Raw genomic sequence first — 19,132 nt, 5'->3', positions numbered from 1 at the left:
ATACGGTAGTCCCTTTGGAAAATGTCCAAGGCTTTCTAAAACGTTTGTCGAAGCACGTTGCGAAAAGGTGGCTGTTGAAGGCAGGCTTCGGGCTACGTACACTGCTCCCTTCGTGACTTGCTTGGAGAAACTTTGGTAGAAAGTCTAATTACTAGGATGTAGGACCAACCTGAACGTAGAGGGCATTGCTGGGGAAAACGCCTTTGAGGCAGTTCTCCCCATATTGGTTATGATAGTACAGCTGTACTTTACAAGCTCCCGGCTTCAACAAGATAGATTTATCACGCAATGGCTGACTGATATTCAATAGCTTCTTGTAGGTCTTTCCTGGTAAAATGGTCTCATACGCATACACCACGGAAGCCTCATAATCAACCTTGCCCGCAGGTCCTAACAGGATCATGTTCTCCCCTTTCTGCTTCAGATAGATATTCAATACATTCAGCGTCGAAGCCGTCACGGCGCCAATAGCGGCCATGATTCGGATGGGTTTTTGACTTGTGTTGCGGAATTCCAGCGCCAGTACCAGATCCGATGCCGCTCTTTTGGTCGTCCTCTGCTCCTGGATCCGAACCGAGAGGGCACTCGGTCCGGAAAGCGATTGGGTCCTGACCAGCTGGAGGAAAGCCAGAAAAAACAGCAGCACACCGACTCGTTTCATGCAGGCGAAGAAAGGCAACGGGTAGTTCGGCAAAAGCAAGCGGTTCAACTCCTTCTTCATCTCATGAGGTCGGCTGATACCGGTTGGTGCAGGAGCCTTATAACAACAGTAGGGCGTATAGCGTCTTCCAGTCCAACGTTCGGAAAGTGTTATAAGCTTGTCAGGTCCACAACGTACGATGGATGTGCACATCTATAGCACGTTATTAGGTGTTTGTCACCGCAGAGGCCCCCAACGTAATTTCGTTGTGTCGCGACCCTGTTTCACAATCAGTTGCTTTGCCGTTTGTTGTAGGATACGAAAATGCATTCTGCTTTCAGCGCCATACGACGTGCCAACGTTGGCTTGTAGGTGCACCTGATAAGCGGTCGCTTGGTCCGGCCAGACTTGCTCCCACGCGTGAAACCCACCGCTGGTGATCCTGAGGGTATGCGGCTGTTGGCTCCGGTTGACCTGCAACGTGGCCTGCCCAACGCTGTCGCTGACAGTGCCTGCCACGACTTGCCCACTCCTGTTGTAGGCCAGGATTGTGGCGCCCGGCACCACCTCTGGAATACCGCGGCCGATGGCTCCCGTAACCAAGAAGGTCACGTTTAGCTCCTCTCCCTGGCTCACAGGGGGTAGCGAACGGCTCTGAGCCGTAGCAGAACGGCTAGTGACCGGCGGCCCAAACTGCAACTGCAACTGCTTTCCCTGTACGTGGTATACCCCGCTACCCTGTTGACCAGCCCCTATCACGTCTTCATGCCGAAAATACTCAAACGTGTGATCCGGATAGAGGCGCAACTGCTGGCTGGAAAACAAGGCTTGGTCAGCATCACCCGTCTGCTGATAATCTCCAGGTCTAAGGATGGTGGGGCTGACACAAGCTACTAAGCTAATCGTCAGCAGCGGTAGCAAACGAAGGTAGTTCATCAGGACTTGCTTAAGAAGTATATATCCGAGGTGGCCTAGGTGTGTTGTGTGACGAGCCCGGCCACCTACTAGATGCCATCTCAAGTCTGAATCCATACCAGGCGCCTTCTGATAAGCTATTTTAAATGCATTGAAGGTCTAGAGCAATAATCGCAGAGAAGTACTGTTACTATCTTCTCTTATACAGTAAGGAGAATAGAATAATTGCAAGATACGTCCGAGAACAAACGTTATCCTATGTTCGCCTATCCGCCATAACTTGAGGCTATTAAGAAGGAAAAGGGAGGAGTAAGATTCTAATTTTATAGGGCGCTCGAGCTCATTTAACATGACAATCCCCTTCTTTTTCCGGGGCTACTTTGAACAGTTCCGTGAGGCCCAAGAGCCTGTAGTAGGATAGCAAAAGATTCCCTGGAAATCCTTTTTACCGATCCTGTTTCTTTTCCCTCTATGCCTGCTATGGATTCCCTACTGCCTTTTCCTGTTGTCGGCATTGATGTGAGCAAAGATACGCTCGCCGTCTGTTACCACGTGGCCGACCAAGTCAAGCACCTAGAAGTGAGCAATAGCAAAGCGGGTTTCCAGCACCTGATCAAAGCCTGTGGCGCTCACTGCCGGTTTGTAATGGAGGCCACCGGCACGTATAACTTGGCCTTAGCTTATTACCTGCATGAGCAAGGCGGCCAAGTAGCGGTGCTCAATCCACTGGTCATCAAACGCTTCATCCAGATGCATTTAAGCAAAGGCAAAAGCGACCGTAAAGATGCCCAATGGCTGCTGCGCTATGGTCAGCAGCAAGCGGTGAAAGTCTGGCATCCCGAGGAAACGACGTTGGTGGAGTGCCGGCAGCTGGAGCAAGTCAATGAACAACTCCTCAAGCAGAAAACCATGGTCCACAATGCCCTCGAAGCCTTACAGCAGCAGCCCTTCGTTAGCAAGCTAGCCGTCAAGCTGCTGCAACAAACCTTAAAAGCCTTAACTCAGCAAGTGGAAGCAGTCGAAGCAAAATTGTTAGTCCTCTTGCACAAGCGTTTTGCTTCGGAAATGAAGCTTCTCTGCTCGATCCCGGGCATTGGACCGAAAACAGCCGGGATGCTGTTGCTCTTTGCTGGTGGCTTCACCCGCCTCGACAACTACCGTCAACTCATTGCCCTGGCCGGCTTATCGCCCCGAGAACATAGTTCGGGCACCAGTATTCGGGGCAAGGTCCGCATTACCAAGATGGGAGGAGGGCTGATTCGGGCCAAACTCTTCATGTGCAGCTTCGCGGCGAAGAAGGCCAATGCGGCCTGCCAAGCACTCTTCGACCGGCTAGTGGCCAAAGGCAAGAATAAAAAACTGGCCCTGATTGCCGTCTGCAACAAGCTGCTCAAGCAAGCTTTTGCCATCGTCAAGTCTGGAGTACCCTATCAAGCGGATTTTAGCTCAAAACTAGCCCTCAATCCTTGACTTTTAACACAGTTCATGTTAAGCAACTTTTTCAAGAGCTTGCTTTTGTCGCGATCCTGTAAAATACTACTATTAACCGATCGCTTATACACTCAAAGCATTGATGAGTACCTTTGATCGCTATCAACAGCGCATAACTTGTTATAAGCGGCTATTTCTTTTCTTGCACGTGAAAATTCTCTTGGTTTGGCTCCTGACAGCCTTCCTATTCAGTAGCTGTAATTCTATCGCTCAATCAAACTCCCCTTCTGAATCAAAAGGGATCGACGCTGTTCTAGCCTTCTACGGGGGAAAAGTCACGTATTCAAAAGGGCTCACCTCCCGCACAGACGATAAACTTCAAGGCCGCTTTTATGAGCTTAAAATCAGTGGCTTAGAAGAGAAGATCAAGCGTTATTTGGCTTCCCCTCAGTTACCCGCTTCCAACTGCGCATACTTGTTTTACCAGGCGCTCACTGCTGAAGAGAAGAAGGCTTACGCTTTCGTTCGCATTGTTATCGAAGGGACGAACGCGAACGTTACCTACGATTTCGCAACGGCAGATCTCGCACAAGTGGGCCAGGCAACAAGGTTGATTGCTCAGGCAGTCACCTACATGCAGACTGCCCACTATGCCCCCCTACTCGCGAAAGGCAACCTATCAGCAGCATCTAGGCAGGATTGGTACAAAGCAACCGCCATGTTTACGGCGGTTGATCAGCAGTACGGGGCTGTAAAAGAATTCAAGTTGCAAGGCTTCGAATTTGTGGAGTACAAGATGGCCAGTGGACCAAGACGCTTTGTACGCATGGTGGGAATCTTAGTGAGAACCAAACAGAACACAGATTTTACGTTTGTGCTTGATCCAACGGCATCCGCCCAAAGCGAATACTTGTATGGTTTTGATTTCTCAAAGAAGCTAAGTAAATAGCTGTTAGATAGTTGCTTGACCCTGCTTCTTTGTCGTATAAGCAGTTTTTATGTTCAATAGGAGCTTTTGCGCAGCGCGAAGCTACCGATGCCCTTCGCTGACTGGGCAGTACCTTCCAGGCCGTTAGCTGAGCAGCGTAGCCCCCGCGAGAGCTACGCTGCTCGGCCGCCACTGGATTTATTTCGGCATTCGCCGCACCGGATCGCTGGCCGCGGCCTGGCTGATGACGTCGTTGTTCTGAGCAGAGGTGATGCGCCACTGCTTTTGTTGCTTGACCAGCACGAAGGTGGCCAGGTTGTCCTTGTCGCCTTGTTTGTTGCTGCCCCGGTCCACCCCGTCGGGCGGATAGAAGGCCCCGATGTGGGTGCGCAGGTACACGATGGCCACGTCCGGGGTCACAAACTTGAGAGTGGATTCCACGGGCTGCGCGGCGACTCCCTTGAGCATGCTCGTGGCAAACGCCTGGTGAGCAAACTGCACTTGCTGCAAGTTGCGCCAATGCATGCCGACCACGTTGATCCAGTGGCAGTCCGGGGTCATGTACTCGCCCATATCGCTAAAGTCGGCCTTGGCCCAACTCGCCCCGAAGCGGGCAATGGTTTGCTGGATGGCCGCCTCGTCCGGCGGCCGGGACTGCGCATGGCTGTGTCCCCCGAAGAAGCTCAGGGGCACCAGCAGGAGGATGAGTTTTTGCATGGGTTTTCGGGTAAAACAAGATAGGAGTGACGCAAAAGTCAGCGGCGTTTGAATAGGCTGCTCGCCTCGTCGCCCGATCGGGGGGGCTGGGCGGCAGACGGGCCCCCGCCGAAGCGCACCGCCGTTGGTCGACGACGAACAGCGTCTGGCCGCGACAACTGTTCCTCCGTCGCCGGAGGCACCGCGCGGGTGTACCGGCTGAGGCCGTCCCCGTATCTTGCTGGCCCCAATTGCCCCGCCATGGACCAGCTGCCCTTCCTGTTTTCCACCCAGCCCCGCTGGGTCGTGGCCCGCCACGGCAGCTTCTGGGCGGCCTGGTACCTGTCCCAGGTGTACCTGTACGCCTTCACCCCCTCGCCGCTGCTACCGGCCCTAGGGGTCGGCGCCCGCCTGGGGCTGACGGCCCTGGAGAGCCTGGTGTTTCTGCTGCCCCAGCTGTTGCTGGCCTACACGCTGCTCTACGGCGTGATTCCGCGCTTGATTATACCAGCCCAGTACGGGCGCGCCACGGGCTGGGTCTTGCTGCTGCTGCTGCTGACGGGCGCGCTCTCGGCCGGGCTCTCGCTGACGGTGCTCGCCGCCGTGCGGGCCCACTACCTGACGCGCTATTTCGGGCCGGCGACGGTGGCCGCTAACCCACTGCCGCTATCGCTGCAGTTCTTTCTGGCCCTGATGGGGGGGCTGCGCGGCAGCATCACCATCGGCGGGCTGGCCGCCGCTCTTAAGCTGATGAAGTACTATTATGTCCAGCAGCAGCAAGCGGCCCGGGCCGAACTGACGGCGCTGAAGGCCCAGCTGCATCCCCACTTTCTCTTCAACACGCTCAACAACATCTACGCCCACGCCCAGCCCACGGCGCCGGTGGCCGCCGAATTGGTGCTGGGCCTGGCCGGGCTGCTGCGCTACATGCTCTACTCGGCCCAGGCCCCGCTGGTGGAGCTGGCCGAGGAGGTAGGCATGCTCCGCGCCTACCTTGAGCTGGAGCAGACCCGCTACGGCAACCAGTTGGAAATGGTGGTGCACACGCCCGCGGATTGTCAGCAGCTGCGCATCGCCCCCTTGCTGCTGTTGCCCTTCGTCGAGAATTGTTTCAAGCACGGCACCAGCACCGTGCTGGAGCACCCCTGGCTGAGCCTGGACCTGCGGCTGGTGGGCACCACCCTGCAGCTGAAGGTCGTGAACGGAACGGCGGGCGGCCACCCTGTTGGCGCAAGCGGCGGCCTGGGCCTGGCCACGGTGCGGCGGCGGCTCGCCTTGTTGTACCCTGGCCGGCATCAGCTCGTGACCCGCGCCGAAGAAGAGCTGTATTTGGTTACCTTGACCCTGGCATTGGATCCGCCGGCCGCACTGGGGCTGCCGGCCGCCGCGCCCCGCCCATGAGCTTCCCGGTCTACAACTGCCTGCTGGTCGATGACGAGCCCCCCGCCCGGGAAGTGCTCAAGCGCTACCTCGCGAAAATGCCGATGCTGCGGCTGGCGGGCGAGTGCGCCAATGCCTTGCAGGTGCTGCCCTTCCTGCACGCCCACCCGGTGGACCTCCTCTTTCTCGACATTCACCTGCCCCAAGTCAGCGGCCTGGACCTGGCACGCACGCTGCAGCACCCGGTGCAGATCATCTTTACCACCGCCTACGGCGAGCACGCGCTGGAAAGCTACGAGGTGGCCGCCACGGACTACCTGCTCAAGCCCATTCGCTTTGAGCGCTTTGTCACGGCCGTGCACAAAGCCCTAGGCGCGCTGGCTCTTACCGGTCCGCTCGCCCCGCCGCTGGCGCCCGCTAGCCTCCCGGCGCCTGCGGCACCCGCCGCGTTCCTCTATTTCCGGGTGGAGCGAAAAATGGTGAAGGTGTTCTTGCACGAGATCCTGTATATCGAGAGCCTAAAGGATTACGTCAAGCTGGTCACCGTCCACGGGCCGGTGGTCACCAAGCACTCGCTGACGGCGCTGGAGGCGATGCTGCCCGCCACGGGCTTTGTGCGGATCCACCGCTCGTTTCTCATTGCCACCGCCTCCTTGCGCGCGTACTCCCCCACCCACGTGCAGGTGGCCGGCACGGAGCTGCCCATCGGCAAACTCTACCAGCGGGAAGTCGCCAAAGTGCTGGCAACCCGCTAGAAGCACCTCAGGATACTAATGCATTAGGCTGGCTGCATCACGGGTCCAAGAAGTAAAAATTATGCTTATCAGACGAGTATTCAGGTAAAATTAGGCCCTACGCTCATCGCCTGTAATCTCGCATTTTTGCTGCGTTCTTCCATAGAGAGGATGATGCCCCATGATACCGAAGCCACTGCTTTCGTGGTAGAAGCCGGCTTCTTGCCCTGCTGCTCGCCCATCGTAAGCCACATAGCAAATGTCTGGACCGAAGCCGAAGTGTTCCCGGACCGCTGCTTCGTGAAAGAAGCAATCAAAGTAGCACCAGTCTAAACCGCGGCCGTAGGGGTCGCCACGGTAGGTCATCGGGACGGCTAGTTGATGAAGGTATGCTTCCAACTGCTGTAAAGGACCCTGGTTCGGATTAGTGTCAATCATGCTGAGATGAGACAATTAGTTGCTTTTCTCACAGAAAGCCAAAGGAGATAAAAGCAAGAAACACCCTCATCTGACAAGGTAACTGCTTTCTGTAAAAAGTTGATTAACGTAATGTTGCTTATATCCCGAGTCTTGGAAATACAATAGATTTTATACACCTGTTTGTGCTTACATGCTATAGTACTTTTGCCACCTGCATGTTCTTCATACGGCTCCTTAGAGGCGCTTATGTTTGAGGGCTACCTCCTCTCGCATCAGTTCCATGGCATCAATGATGGTAAAGCTCTGGGCATCAAAGGTCAGAAACTTGCCGTCCCCAATGCCGCGGAGTGGTGCTGCCGGCCACTGTCCAAAGCGCGTCACTTTCTTCTGCCGGTCCCACCAGAAGAAACTGGTCTTATCCTGGTAAGAACCATAGAAAACAACATTCTGGTGACTGGTCGTTAGCGCCTGCGCCCCTTCAAAGTCCGCTGGGGTGGGTTGCCGTCGAAGTTGGCAGTCGTTTAAGCCCAGTTCCAGCAAAGGGAAGCCCGTATAGGTATACGCCAGGACGCGATCCCGCCCGAGCTTGCACAGCGCGTAACAATCCAGTAGGAAGTACGACTGACTAGAATTGAGACCGTAGCGTTGCTGACCCGTGAAGTCAAAGACCGCGAGTCCATCACTACTCGGTTTTTTGTCACTGGCCACGCCCTCATCAAAGTAGGACACCACAATCTGACGTGCTTGCACGAGGACGTCCGCAATGCCATCACCTGCTTCAAAGCTCAGGAGCTTCGTGCCCGCATAGTCAAAGATGTGCCCATTTGGCTCCAGGCGACTCCGCGCTTCAACGATAAGAAAGCGGGTGTTATCTAGAGCGCGAATCAGCGGAAACCGGAACTGGTAGGGCAACGGTACCTGGAAGGTCGGAGTCCACACTTCCCCGTGGCTCAGCAGGGCAAGATAGTTACCTTCTTCATCGGCATCCAGGTCCACGATTTGGTGCTTTCCACAAGGCAGTGGATAGGTCATTGAGTAGGTCACGGGAGCAGTGGGAGCGAAGAAAGGCGAAAGGTAGAAGTCTTTCAGGAGTACGACTACTAGATGTTGCCTAAGGAACCTATAACGTTCTGTAAAGGCTCTTCTACAGAATGTTAAAGGCAAACGCGTTCCTCTTATCCTCTTGGGGCTAACGCGCTATGGCCTGTAACGTGCCCGGCACCGGCCGTAGCGGCGTACTCAGTGAAGTACCGTCTTTACATTACCCTACCAGCTAGGAAGAAAGGTAAGTAACTGTTCATTTGGTACATAGAATAGTATTTCGAGCAGCAGGTTGCCGTGCGTAGCGCGTACGCGGAATCCAGCCTAGCCGAAAAAATAGCGAAAGAAGCCGGCAAAAACTTGCAGGCAATGAAAATATATTCTACACTTGTAGAGTAACCTCTATTCTTGTAGAATGAAACTGTCGGCAGCCGAAGAAGTTCTCATGCATTATCTGTGGCGCCGTGAGCGGGCGTTCATGAAGGACTTGCTGGAGGCCTACCCCGCCCCCAAGCCCGCCCCCACCACCGTGGCGACGCTGCTCAAGCGCATGAGCACGAAAGGCCTCGTCGGGTATCGGGAGGTGGGTAGTTCGCGTGAGTACTACCCCCTGATCGCCCAGCAAGCGTACTGCGCGACCCACGTGGAGGGCCTGATCAAGAATTTCTTTAACAATTCGAAAGCCCAGTTTGCCTCGTTTTTCACTTCGCAAGCCAACCTGACCACGCAGGAGCTGGAGGCGTTGCAACAGATCATCCAGGCGCAACTCGAGCAGAAGAAGCCATGAGCCAGTACCTGCTGGAAGCCAGTGTTAGTTTGCTGCTCACCTTCGGCTTCTACAAAGTACTGCTGGAACAGCAGCCCCTGCACCGGTTCAAGCGGTTCTATCTGCTGGGAAGCCTGCTAGCGGCGGCCCTGATCCCCTTGGTGTCGGTTGAGCGCGAGCCACTAAGGGTATGGGGGGACGACCAACCCGTCCGCGGCTGGCCGCTGGCCGCGGCCCCTACTTTTCCACCGCCAACGGGGCCACCCGAACCCGCGTCCGTGGCGGTGGGCTTCGACGTGGTCGCTTTCGGCGCGACGTATGGGCCCTGGCTGTATGGCCTTTTGACAGCCGTGTTCGTGGGCCGGTTCGCGCTCAACTTACGCCGGTTGCTTCGCCAGACGAGCGCGAATCCGCGCCAACCGTTTCGGGGTGCCACCCTGGTGCTACTCCCCACCGATACGCTCCCCTACGCGTTTCTGCACTATCTCTTTGTGTCGGAAGCGGCGTATCGGCGCCGCGCCATTGAGCAGGAGCTCTTCACGCATGAACTGACCCACATCCGGCAACGGCATTCCCTCGACGTGTTGCTGGTGGAAGTGCTCCTCTGTGTGGCGTGGTTTCATCCCGTGCTCTACGGGGTGAAGCGGGCGATGCAGCTCAATCACGAGTTTCTGGCCGACCAAGCCGTCAATGAGCGGCATCAGAACGTGCCGCGCTACCAACAGTTGCTGCTCGACAAAGTAGCCGGCGGCTTGACCGGGTCGCTGACCAGTGCTTTCGCCTTCCGCACCACCCAAAAACGGTTTCTCATGATGACCAAACCTACTTCCCGCCTGCGCGCCTGGCTACTGGGCGGAAGCGCCGCCTTGCTGCTCGGGGCTTTAGGGTTCCTGTTCGGCACCGATCTGGAGCCAGCCGCTGGAGCAGACCCCGTAAATAGCAACGCGAAGGTACGACAACAAATCGCCTCCGAAGCCGAGCAAGTCGTGCGGCAGCACGGCGACCGGTGGGGGAAGCCCGTGGAGGGACAAGGCCATGCCCAGCAAGAGGCTGCCTTATCTGCCGCGGCAAAGCGCCGGGGGATCGTACGCCGGCCCAACGCAGCGCCAGCCCAACCCCTCGAAACAGCGGCCGAACGAACGGCCCGGCTATACGATGAGCAGATCGCTGGGAGAGGCCTGCACGAAAAGAAGTACGCGGACTTGTCAGCGGAAGAGAAACAGGGAGTTCTGGTGGTGGAAAACAAGCCATTGCTGCGCCGTATGCCGACCGCCGCGCAATGGAAAGCCTGGCAGAACCCGCGCCAGTTTCGGGTGTGGGCGGAGGGCAAATGGCTGCAGGGACCAGCGCTGACCAAAAGGTATCAGCGCGCAGACATTGCCTCTTTCCTGATCAGCAACATCACGAAAGAGCTGCGGCAACGCGAGGGCTACGTACAGCAGGTACACCTGACTACCACCCAAGAGTATGAGGCCTATCGCAAGATGCCAGCAGCGCCCTATTTCGTTGTTGTGCTGAGGCCGACTTATTCGATAAAATAACTTTATTTATAGCATAAAACACAAAGTTTTACGCTCGTGGCTGTTGTAGAACTTATCACCCATCAAGCAAACAGCGCAAACTAACTGCTTAGCATAGCTAAAAATAGACGTTCAAACGTCCTTTTTAGCTTGATTTAGCTCGTAGAGCCTTTGCTTGGGGTGTCGCATCGAGTTCTGCAACAGCCACGCTCCTTTTTCTGTACAACTAGCCGTCTGACAAAAGGGGCTGTAGGAGAGGGAAAATGAGTTGAAAACGGTATAGAAAACTTGTACAGTAATCAAAGTACAAACCTCTTCCTCATTCGACCAGAAAGCTGTACTTTAGAGCATGAAGATCGGCTACGCCCGCGTATCCACTCGCGACCAGAATCTCGCCCTGCAACTCGATGCCCTGACCCAGGCGGGGTGTGAGCGTATCTTTCAGGAGAAGGCCTCTGGTGCGACTAAGGACCGGCCGGAGTTGGACCACCTGCTGGCCCTTCTGCGGCCCGGTGACACGGTGTACATCTACAAACTGGACCGGCTAGGGCGCTCGCTGAAGCACCTCTTGGACATGGTGGCCGAGTTTGAGTTTCGCAGCGTAGGCTTGGTCTCGCTCACCGATGCCATCAACACGGCTTCGCCCCAAGGTCGGCTGGTGTTCAACTTGTTTGCCTCCCTGGCTGAGTTCGAGCGCGAGCTCATTCGGGAGCGCACCCAAGCGGGACTAGCCGCGGCTCGTGCTCGGGGCCGGGTGGGGGGACGCCGGCGCGGGCTCAGTAAAGAAGCCGAACGCACGGCTATTGTCGCCGAGACCCTATACAAAGAGCAACAACTCGGCGTCAACGAGATTGCCCGGCAACTGCGTATTTCCAAAGTCACGCTCTACAAGTACTTGCGCCATCGCGGCGTACCTATTCACAGCCAGCCAAAAGGAGCTGCGCCGCAGCCCACTACGTGAGCAGGTGACTGCTTAGGTGCCTACGGACGATCTGCCACCCGTCGCTATTCGTCTGCAGCTGGCTTCGTCGATCCTTGTAACGCAGTCGTAACGGCCTCCAAGCGACGGACTAGTTCTTCGTTGCTGGGAAAGAACGGCCGCAGCTCCGTCGGTAAGGTATCGGTTAAGGTATAGGTGGCCACCCCAATGGGCTTGCTGATGTCGCGCAAGGCAAACTCCACGATGGTGCGCTGCTTGCTGCTACAGATGATGATGCCGATGCTCGGCTGCTCGTGGGGCTTGCGCTCCTGCTCGTTGATTAAGGACAAGTAGAAGTTCATCTTGCCAGCATACTCGGGGCGGAACTCGGTGATCTTGAGCTCCACGGCGATTAAACACTGTAGCCCGCGGTGGTAGAGCAGAAGGTCGATGAAGTACTCGTTGCCTTCCAGCTCCAAGCGGTACTAGTTGCCGATGAAGGTGAAATCGCCGCCCATCTCCTGCAAGAAGCGGCGCACGTTGCCCAGTAGTGCCTGCTCCAACTCGTACTCGGAGTGTGGCTCGGTCAGCTCCAGAAAGTCGAAGGTGTACTCATCTTTAAGGGCCAGCGCGGCCTGCGTTTGCTGGGCGGCGGAGAGGGTCTGGGCAAAGTTGTGCTGGGCCAGCACCGTGCGCTGATACGCCTGGGCACTGAGTTGCTGAGCGAGTACAGCTTTGGTCCAGCCCTGGCGCCGCGTTTGCTGCGTGTAGAACAGGCGTTCCTGTGGATCTTTGCAGCGGGCCATGATCAGCAGGTGCTTGGCCCAACTGATTTCTCCAACCAATGGTTGGAGAAATCAGTTGGCGCTGTACTCCAGGTAGAACTGGCGCATATACCACAAGTTCTGCACGAAGAAGCCACTCAGGCCCGCAAATTCCTGTTGCAGGTCGCGAGCCAGCGTTTCCACGACGGCTTTGCCCCTGCCCTGCTGCTGCTGGCGCTCGGCGATGAGCCGGCCCAAGTCCCAGTAGAGCTGCATCTGCTCTTTGTTAACCTGTTGCAAAGCGCGGTACTGGGCAGCACGTACGCGCTGCTTGACGGCGGAGAGTAGTTGCGCGTAATCAGCGGGAAGAGAGGTCATAGCGGAAAAGTAGGCAGCAACAGCAGTCCAACAAAGAAATTGAAATCAAGATGGATGTGGGCAGCAAGGAGCCAAGGTGCGCAAGAGAATGCTAGCCAATACCTTCTACTTCTAGTGCGACCACACCCCCGGTTGCTAGACACTGTGCGAAGCAATTCGCAACAGGTGAGGCTGTGATCATACGAAAGGGCCTACATAGGGACTAGTTCAAGCGGCAAGCATCGCAACGCTTTACAAAGCAGCACGAACTCGCAGTAGCAGCCGACGCACGGCGGTGGCATCAAACGTCTTCCCGCGTCGGGTACGATAGTCACCCCTATTCAGCTCGTCGGCAATTTGCTGCAGCGTCTGCCCCTGTTGCCGTAGGAGCATGGCTAAGCGTGTGGCTTGCCGGTTCTCCTTGTTCTCGCGGGCATTGCGCTGACGTACTTCTTGACCCTGGCGAATCGCTGCGCTCGTTAGGTTGGTAGGAACGCCCAGTGCTATACCGCGGGCTTTAAGCGCGTTTAGTGCTTCTTTGGTGCGTTTACTAATCAGTTCGCGTTCATGCTGGGCTAAGACAGCAAAAATACCGACGGTAAGGGTATTGGCATCGGGCATGTCACAGCAGACGAAGTCCACCCCACTGTCCCGGAGCGCAAAGATAAAGCCGGCGTTACGCGAGAGTCGATCCAACTTAGCAATAAGTAGTGTTGCACCCGTTTTGCGCGCATGTGCAATTGCCGCCAGCAACTGCGGGCGCTGATCTCTTTTACCGCTCTCCACTTCTGTATAGTGGGCTAGCAGCTGAGCTGGTGGTCGAGCATATTGGTGAACGGCGTATCGCTGGGCCTCTAGGCCTAACCCGGAAGTACCTTGCTTGGTCGTACTGACCCGGTAATAGGCGACATACTGCTTCATACAAGCAAAGTACTCCTGATTTGGCATTTTACAAACGCCCGTTTGTAAAATGCCAAATTCATCCTTTCTCTCAAAATCTCGTGCTAGAAGAAGCCCAGGAATTGCACATGTTAGTATATTTCAGTACAAAATATTCATAGGTTTTATACCAAAAAATACTAATTTGTGTTGATCGTGTTTTACTGACGTAGAGGAAAAATTTATACTATTAGCCCCTAGTACATGGCTTAGCACCCTGTTAAACCCTGAAAATCATGCTACCTGTGGCAATACTTTTTACTCTACTCATCCATAGCCGTTACTTCAGGGTAGGGTACAAACTAGGAAATTCTGTCTTGAGCAGGTTGATGGCCACGCCTCCTAAGTTGTCAAAGATCTTGTTGCCGACTTCATGGTCACGTAACAGCGGATGACTAACTTTCATGAGCTTGGCAATTTTGACTTCGTCGTCCCCCATGAAGTTGAGTACGTGCTGAATTTGGCTGCTTGTCATCTTCAGCTTCTGCAACCGCGTGACAACGCGCTGTTGCAGGGTAGGCAGTTCAGCAGACAGGGCTAAACTCATTTGCTTTTCCACAGGCCGGATCTTGCTGGTCGTTTTACTGGTGAGCAAAGGCTGGTCTGATTTGTCGAGCTGAGCTAGAGGCGCGGGAATAGAGAAGCGCACGGCGTGTACCTTTTTGCCTAGCTTGATAGGATCATAGGCAACCATCCAGCCAAGGGAGTGAAGTTCGCGCAGGGCGGGTTCGAGTACGTAACGTTTGAAATCGTAAAAGAGCGTATAAGTCACATCGTTGTCGTCGCCGAGCACCTGCTTACGCAGCGTATCAAATTCCACCTCCCACCAACCTACATCATCCCACGACTTCAGAAGCCAGTATAAACGGTGAGCGTGGGCCGACTTGAGCGTAAGTAAGGTTTCAATTTCCACGTGGGTGTACTGCTCGGCCAACTGCAGCAGGAAGGGCTTGATTTCCGGGGCGAAGTTGCCCGTCAAAAACCCAGTACCCTCGTTTAGATCGATGTAGCTGATGATAGAATAAGCCGTAAATCGCTTTTTATTGCCCATTTGTGACTCAATGCTGACCACCTTCGACATAAGGCTTTTGCAGGCATCACGTATGGTTTCGTACACACTTCCCCCCTTCTTCTGCGTCATGACCCGACTCAAGGCAATGGAAATACCCGGCAACTCAGTTTGGTCTTGGTGGATGCAGCCAAGAGCCAAGGCAAAGATTCGGGCTTCCACGTGCGTTAGCTTCAGAGGTGCTCTGACCAAAGCATTGGCTTGATAGGCTCGTGGGTAGATAGTACCGGGATCGGGAGTAGAACCAGTTGACATCATAGCGACGATGAGGAATTTAGCCTAAGATACGTACCGGCGTGAAAATGCATAGTGTTTCACGCAAAATAAAAGTCTGGTGCCATTTTTCACGCAGATATCTCCAGCACATTTCAGGTGCCATTTTTCACGCAGAAAAACTTGGCGCGGACCAAGAAGTGCCGTTTCTCACGCAGGAGTGCCATTTCTCACGCACATGGTGCCGTTTCTCACGCAGGAGTGCCATTTCTCACGCACATGGTGCCGTTTCTCACGCGATAGAGTGCCATTTCTCACGCACATGGTGCCGTTTCTCACGCGATAGAGTGCCATTTTTCACGCTACAAGGTGCCATTTTTCACGCAGGAATCCTCTTTAAGATTCTGATTATAAATAAGTTATGCGTCCCTGAATAAAGAATATAAAGAATAGCTTTAGAAAACAGAAGAGATTCTGGTTTTTTGAAAAGAGCACGTCATGCAGTTTACACTCAATAGGTGAGTAGCTAAAAAGTGCTTATCTGGGATTGTAGCATCGATTTGTTCTCCCGAGCAGGGCGGAAAACATCAATAGTTCAAGCGCTTAGAATCTTTCAGAGCATTTGCGTGAAAAATGGCACCCCGCTACACCGGATTCAGGTGAATTATCTACGTGAAAAATGGCACTACTTAGCCAGTCTTGGCGGATGTAACGTGAAGGAGGTCTTGACTCACTAGGTGATGCAGGTTCGACGGCAGCACCTTCACTAAACTTAAGATTTAGTATCTGTTCGTAATAGCTACTCCTGCTAACAAGCACCTCTAGGGTAGACATTACTGGACATGCGCCTAAGCAGCGAGCAGCTCTCCGGGCTGGTTCGATCAGCTACCGGACACTGCATCCGGGTTCATAATTCTTGATCAGTTCGGGCTTCGTGTGGCTACCACAAACAAGAATTTGTGCGTCGGCTGCCTATGCTCCAGTATCAGCGATACTGGAGCATAGGCAAACTGGTAGCTCGTTAGCGAAAAACTTAACTTGGGCAGGTCTTTCAACTGGTTTCCGGCAAGGAACGAATTCGCAAGGAGTAAAATGGCTAGGCAAACCATAAACTGCTTTGCAGGCCAAGAAATCGGACCAAGCGGCCCGCATGAATGACTACAGAAACCACTTTCTATGTCTCGGTTATCGTACTTAGGTTTAGACTGCTAATTGGCTATAGAAGTAAATGCAAGGTTGCCAGTTTGTATGTCCACCTCTTTATCTTACCCTGTACCTTCACCCTTTCCAAGACTATGTGCAGTACTTCTTGCCTATAGAACTATTCGAATAATTAGTTCATTGCTAACACAAGGTCGTACTTTGCTTTATTCCTGTAAACTAACCACCAAGTCCCTTCCTGAGGCTCGACACAGCTCATATTTGGCGGCTATATATCCTTTAGGATAGAAATAGCTTACTTCATTAGTGGATGTACTGACACTAGCTGTAATAGTATCTATTCTCAGCTTTATTCTGACTGCAAGCCCAATAGGTCTCAGGTGAGCGGTCATAGCTGCAGGTCTTTCACCAGAAACACCCCTCCTATTGCCTAGCAAGCACTCAGGTGAACTGTCCCTCCTACCAATGTCATACGTATCTATGTATAAACGTTTGTACATTTATACATACAAACTTTTATACGTAAATACGTATAAACAGAAAAAATTATAATTGAATTATAGTTGCGCTTATAAAATAGCTGCTGTGTACGCCAAAATGCCAGAAGGTTCTAACGTAAGAGTGTTTTTACGCTAATATGTTTATACGTAAAAACGTTCTTACATATAAGCGTATTATTTCTTATATGTCGGAATTAATTGGTTTATAGTCAATCATTTGATCATGTGACCCTAAAACCTGTATCAGTAGATGAAATGTAAGTGCATACTACTGTTTAGACGTTAAAACGTATTTACGTTTTAACGTCTAAACAGTAGTATGCACTTACATTAGTACACTTAGACGTAAATTGTTGTTACTTGCGTAGGTTCACACCTCTTAGCTACTCATGAAAACACTTTGCTTTTCCAATAACAAGGGAGGGGTAGGTAAAACTACCTCTGCCTTAAATGTGGGCCTAGCACTAGCCCGACGAGGTCACCGGGTGCTGTTCTGCGACTGTGATCCACAACGAAGTTTAACTATTTCATTCGAGGGCGCAGACATCCCGGAGCATGTAGGGATGTTGCTCATGCGTAAAGGGGAGTTCAGCCTCGACGACATTCACGCCGTGATTCGCCCAGTGGGCGAGAACGTCGACTTGCTGCCAGCCAGTGCAGAGATGGAAGCAAACGAGGCGCAACTACCGGGCTGGGATGCCGAGCATTCCACCCGATTGGCAGACATTTTGGAAATGGTAGGACCGGAATATGAGTATTGCGTGATAGATACCAAAGGAAGCATTGGTACGCTAACTTGGATTGCCCTGGCCGCTGCTAATCTGCTTTACATCCCCGTGGATCCAGAGTTTTACGGATTTGAAGGACTCACGAACCTAGTCAATACCTGCACTCGATTGCGGCGACGTATCAATCCCTCGCTGCGCATCGGAGGTATATTTTTTACGAAGTATTCTCCTGCTTACCGCTCGCGACTACGCCATGATGTCGTGGATTTGATCAAGGAACATTACGGCAAGGAAGCCCCTGTGTTTAACACAACGGTTAGGCAAAGCACGGCTATCCCAAATGCTCAGATGGCAGGAACGAGTTTGTTTGACTACGCTCCGGATTCTACCGGTGCAGAGGATTATGAAGCATTAACTGACGAAATTCTGCAACACCTTCAGCATGGCAACTAATAACTCTCCCAAAGCTGCTCTACGGCCTGCCTTAGCCCGTTACAAGGACAAGCCACGCCCCACTTTGTCCGAGAATCCAGCTGGTATACCCCCGCCCGTACCGGTAATCGAAGGTATTCTTGATACGCCGCCAATGATGAATGAAGCGGCTGAACAAGACAGTAAGAACGTCGATAGGGTGGGGGAGCTAGACACGACCACGCCAGCAAATGCTACGCAAGAAATTCCGGAGCAGGTTCCTTTCAACTCACAAATTCGGTTTCAAACGTATTTGCGTATCAAACAAGCCCAGTTCTATGACCGAGTAAAGATCAAGGACCTGACAGATGAGGCCCTCAACTACTACCTTGACCAATTTGAGGGTGCCAATACTCCACTACCTCCAAAGGTATTGCAGGAGGTGCTTAATCAAGGCAAGATTAAGGGATATAAGAAGCGAGGCAAGTAGAACACATGATCTTCCCAGGATCATAAGAAATATCCCCACCTATTTTACCGGAAGACCCCAGCTTTGCGAGGAGATGGTCATAAAGAAAATCAAGCTCGATTTAGAATCAGAGTAAGGCACCCTAGGCTGCAGTAGGAGCAAATCATCCTACTGCAGCCTAGGATGATTTGCTAACAGCAGATAATACGAATTTTGGTTTTCCACTGTATGTATATGAGTGAGAACTCGCATGCGGCTCCAGTTGCAAGAAGTACGCTGTCTTGGTTAGTTGCCTGCTGTAGGCGCAGGTTCAGCCATTCGACCCGGTGAACACTTACCAGCTTTCGCTCAGCGTCAGCAGCACGTGCCCGTGCGCCAACTCTGCCAAGCGTAATAGGTGTCACCCGCCACCTATTACGCTTGGCAGCGACGATAGCTACCTCCGCCAGAGCCGGTAACCGGTTTGGCAAAGAATAGTACAGCAAGCTTTTAAGCGCCATGGCCATGCAGGGAACGGCCCTGCTAGTAGACGGGGTACTGGTAGGTGACTTCTCGCTGCCCGTAGAAGGCAAGCGCTAGGCGTAGTAGCAGTAGGCAATTGTCACGTAAGGGCAACCACTAGCGTACTGGCCACGCCGCGGACCGCTACATCTGGTGAGGGCGCAGCTTATTGGCCGAAGAGCTGCTGAAACAGGGCGCGCGTGTCCCGGGCAATCTCCTCGGGCAAGTGCGGGTGCAGACTCAGGCGCACCAGCGTCTTCGTGCATTGCAGCACCAGGTTCTCGGCCAGCGTGGACGGTTGCGGCTCGCTCCACGAGCTCCGCCGCGACGGGGTACTGGTAAAGTACGTGTCGTACTTTACCTCGAGCGCGGCAACGCCGTGCCAGAAAGCAGTAAGTTGCGCCGCGACGTCGGCGGGGTACGGGGGTGGGGAGAGGCGGCGCATAGCGAGCAAGAAGAAAACGAACGAGTCGCAACCTAGGCAGGCAGCAACCTAGCGAATACTGACAGGGGTTGCTAAAACGTTATAGCAACGGAAGATATAAAAGGGCGGTCCGATTCCTTCTTTTGATTACTAGTGGCTGCTCGGATCAATAGCGCAAAATAAAAGGACGTGACAGGCAGAGAAAT

At 53.6% G+C, this 19,132-nt stretch carries 17 protein-coding genes and 1 pseudogene; 9 read left to right on the top strand and 9 right to left on the bottom strand.

Features of this window, described 5'->3' with window-relative positions:
• Positions 1-151 precede the first annotated feature (151 nt).
• Both BXP70_RS27220 and BXP70_RS27215 read right to left on the bottom strand, forming a co-directional pair.
• Positions 152-721, bottom strand: coding sequence for a hypothetical protein (locus tag BXP70_RS27220; RefSeq protein ID WP_086597280.1), 570 nt, complete (start codon positions 719-721; stop codon positions 152-154).
• A gap of 156 nt (positions 722-877) precedes the next feature.
• Positions 878-1,576 carry a carboxypeptidase-like regulatory domain-containing protein gene (locus tag BXP70_RS27215; RefSeq protein WP_143436731.1) on the bottom strand — a complete coding sequence of 233 codons (699 nt, stop codon included), beginning with the start codon at positions 1,574-1,576 and terminating at the stop codon, positions 878-880.
• A 459-nt stretch (positions 1,577-2,035) separates the two neighbouring features.
• On the opposite strand from BXP70_RS27215, the gene BXP70_RS27210 reads away from it, so the two are divergent.
• Both BXP70_RS27210 and BXP70_RS27205 read left to right on the top strand, forming a co-directional pair.
• A complete protein-coding gene (locus tag BXP70_RS27210; RefSeq protein WP_179197874.1) occupies positions 2,036-3,025 on the top strand; it encodes an IS110 family RNA-guided transposase in 990 nt (329 codons plus the stop codon).
• A gap of 169 nt (positions 3,026-3,194) precedes the next feature.
• A complete protein-coding gene (locus BXP70_RS27205) occupies positions 3,195-3,935 on the top strand; it encodes a putative periplasmic lipoprotein (RefSeq protein ID WP_143436730.1) in 741 nt (246 codons plus the stop codon).
• 177 nt (positions 3,936-4,112) lie between these two features.
• Here the strand turns inward: BXP70_RS27205 and BXP70_RS27200 are convergent, their stop codons facing one another.
• Positions 4,113-4,631 (bottom strand): SgcJ/EcaC family oxidoreductase, encoded by a 519-nt coding sequence (locus BXP70_RS27200; protein WP_086597276.1) that lies wholly within the window; start codon positions 4,629-4,631, stop codon positions 4,113-4,115.
• Positions 4,632-4,871: 240 nt separating this feature from the next.
• Here BXP70_RS27200 and BXP70_RS30415 point away from each other — a divergent pair, with 240 nt between their 5' ends.
• Entirely contained in the window at positions 4,872-6,011 is a 1,140-nt protein-coding gene (locus BXP70_RS30415) for a sensor histidine kinase (protein WP_218779883.1), read from the top strand.
• The gene (locus tag BXP70_RS27190) at positions 6,008-6,745 is read left to right on the top strand and encodes a LytR/AlgR family response regulator transcription factor (RefSeq protein ID WP_086597275.1); all 738 of its coding nucleotides are present in this window, start codon (positions 6,008-6,010) and stop codon (positions 6,743-6,745) included. The genes BXP70_RS30415 and BXP70_RS27190 overlap by 4 nt, the downstream gene beginning before the upstream one ends.
• 90 nt (positions 6,746-6,835) lie before the next feature.
• On the opposite strand, the gene BXP70_RS27185 is transcribed toward BXP70_RS27190, so the two are convergent.
• Together BXP70_RS27185 and BXP70_RS27180 are read right to left on the bottom strand one after the other, a co-directional pair.
• Positions 6,836-7,162 (bottom strand): hypothetical protein, encoded by a 327-nt coding sequence (locus BXP70_RS27185; protein WP_086597274.1) that lies wholly within the window; start codon positions 7,160-7,162, stop codon positions 6,836-6,838.
• A 216-nt stretch (positions 7,163-7,378) separates the two neighbouring features.
• Positions 7,379-8,176 (bottom strand): hypothetical protein, encoded by a 798-nt coding sequence (locus BXP70_RS27180; protein ID WP_086597273.1) that lies wholly within the window; start codon positions 8,174-8,176, stop codon positions 7,379-7,381.
• Between the two features lie 424 nt (positions 8,177-8,600).
• On the opposite strand from BXP70_RS27180, the gene BXP70_RS27175 reads away from it, so the two are divergent.
• The 3 genes from BXP70_RS27175 (at position 8,601) to BXP70_RS27165 (ending at position 11,432) form a co-directional block, all read left to right on the top strand.
• Positions 8,601-8,972 (top strand): BlaI/MecI/CopY family transcriptional regulator, encoded by a 372-nt coding sequence (locus BXP70_RS27175; RefSeq protein WP_086597272.1) that lies wholly within the window; start codon positions 8,601-8,603, stop codon positions 8,970-8,972.
• The gene (locus tag BXP70_RS27170; protein ID WP_086597271.1) at positions 8,969-10,492 is read left to right on the top strand and encodes a M56 family metallopeptidase; all 1,524 of its coding nucleotides are present in this window, start codon (positions 8,969-8,971) and stop codon (positions 10,490-10,492) included. The genes BXP70_RS27175 and BXP70_RS27170 overlap by 4 nt, the downstream gene beginning before the upstream one ends.
• A 328-nt stretch (positions 10,493-10,820) precedes the next feature.
• Positions 10,821-11,432 (top strand): recombinase family protein, encoded by a 612-nt coding sequence (locus BXP70_RS27165; protein WP_086597270.1) that lies wholly within the window; start codon positions 10,821-10,823, stop codon positions 11,430-11,432.
• A gap of 44 nt (positions 11,433-11,476) precedes the next feature.
• Here the strand turns inward: BXP70_RS27165 and BXP70_RS30740 are convergent.
• The 3 genes and pseudogenes from BXP70_RS30740 to BXP70_RS27150 form a co-directional block, all read right to left on the bottom strand.
• Positions 11,477-12,532: pseudogene (locus BXP70_RS30740) on the bottom strand (PDDEXK nuclease domain-containing protein).
• A 231-nt stretch (positions 12,533-12,763) separates the two neighbouring features.
• On the bottom strand, positions 12,764-13,432 hold the full coding sequence (locus BXP70_RS27155) for a recombinase family protein (RefSeq protein ID WP_086597281.1): 669 nt from the start codon (positions 13,430-13,432) through the stop codon (positions 12,764-12,766).
• Positions 13,433-13,730: 298 nt separating this feature from the next.
• Complete coding sequence (locus BXP70_RS27150) at positions 13,731-14,777, bottom strand: replication initiation protein (protein WP_086597269.1); 1,047 nt, start codon at positions 14,775-14,777, stop codon at positions 13,731-13,733.
• Positions 14,778-16,782: 2,005 nt separating this feature from the next.
• Here BXP70_RS27150 and BXP70_RS27145 point away from each other — a divergent pair.
• Together BXP70_RS27145 and BXP70_RS27140 are read left to right on the top strand one after the other, a co-directional pair.
• Entirely contained in the window at positions 16,783-17,574 is a 792-nt protein-coding gene (locus tag BXP70_RS27145) for a ParA family protein (RefSeq protein ID WP_086597268.1), read from the top strand.
• Positions 17,564-18,022: a hypothetical protein gene (locus tag BXP70_RS27140; protein WP_143436729.1), complete on the top strand. Its 459-nt coding sequence runs from the start codon at positions 17,564-17,566 to the stop codon at positions 18,020-18,022. Before BXP70_RS27145 ends, BXP70_RS27140 begins: the two co-directional genes overlap by 11 nt.
• Positions 18,023-18,668: 646 nt before the next feature.
• Here BXP70_RS27140 and BXP70_RS27130 read toward each other — a convergent pair.
• Complete coding sequence (locus BXP70_RS27130; RefSeq protein WP_143436728.1) at positions 18,669-18,956, bottom strand: hypothetical protein; 288 nt, start codon at positions 18,954-18,956, stop codon at positions 18,669-18,671.
• Positions 18,957-19,132 lie beyond the last annotated feature (176 nt).

The sequence above is a fragment of the Hymenobacter crusticola genome (assembly GCF_002154225.1).
Lineage (GTDB): Bacteria > Bacteroidota > Bacteroidia > Cytophagales > Hymenobacteraceae > Hymenobacter > Hymenobacter crusticola.
Note: the sequence above shows the minus strand (reverse complement) of the source record. Positions and strands in the feature narration are given on the sequence as shown.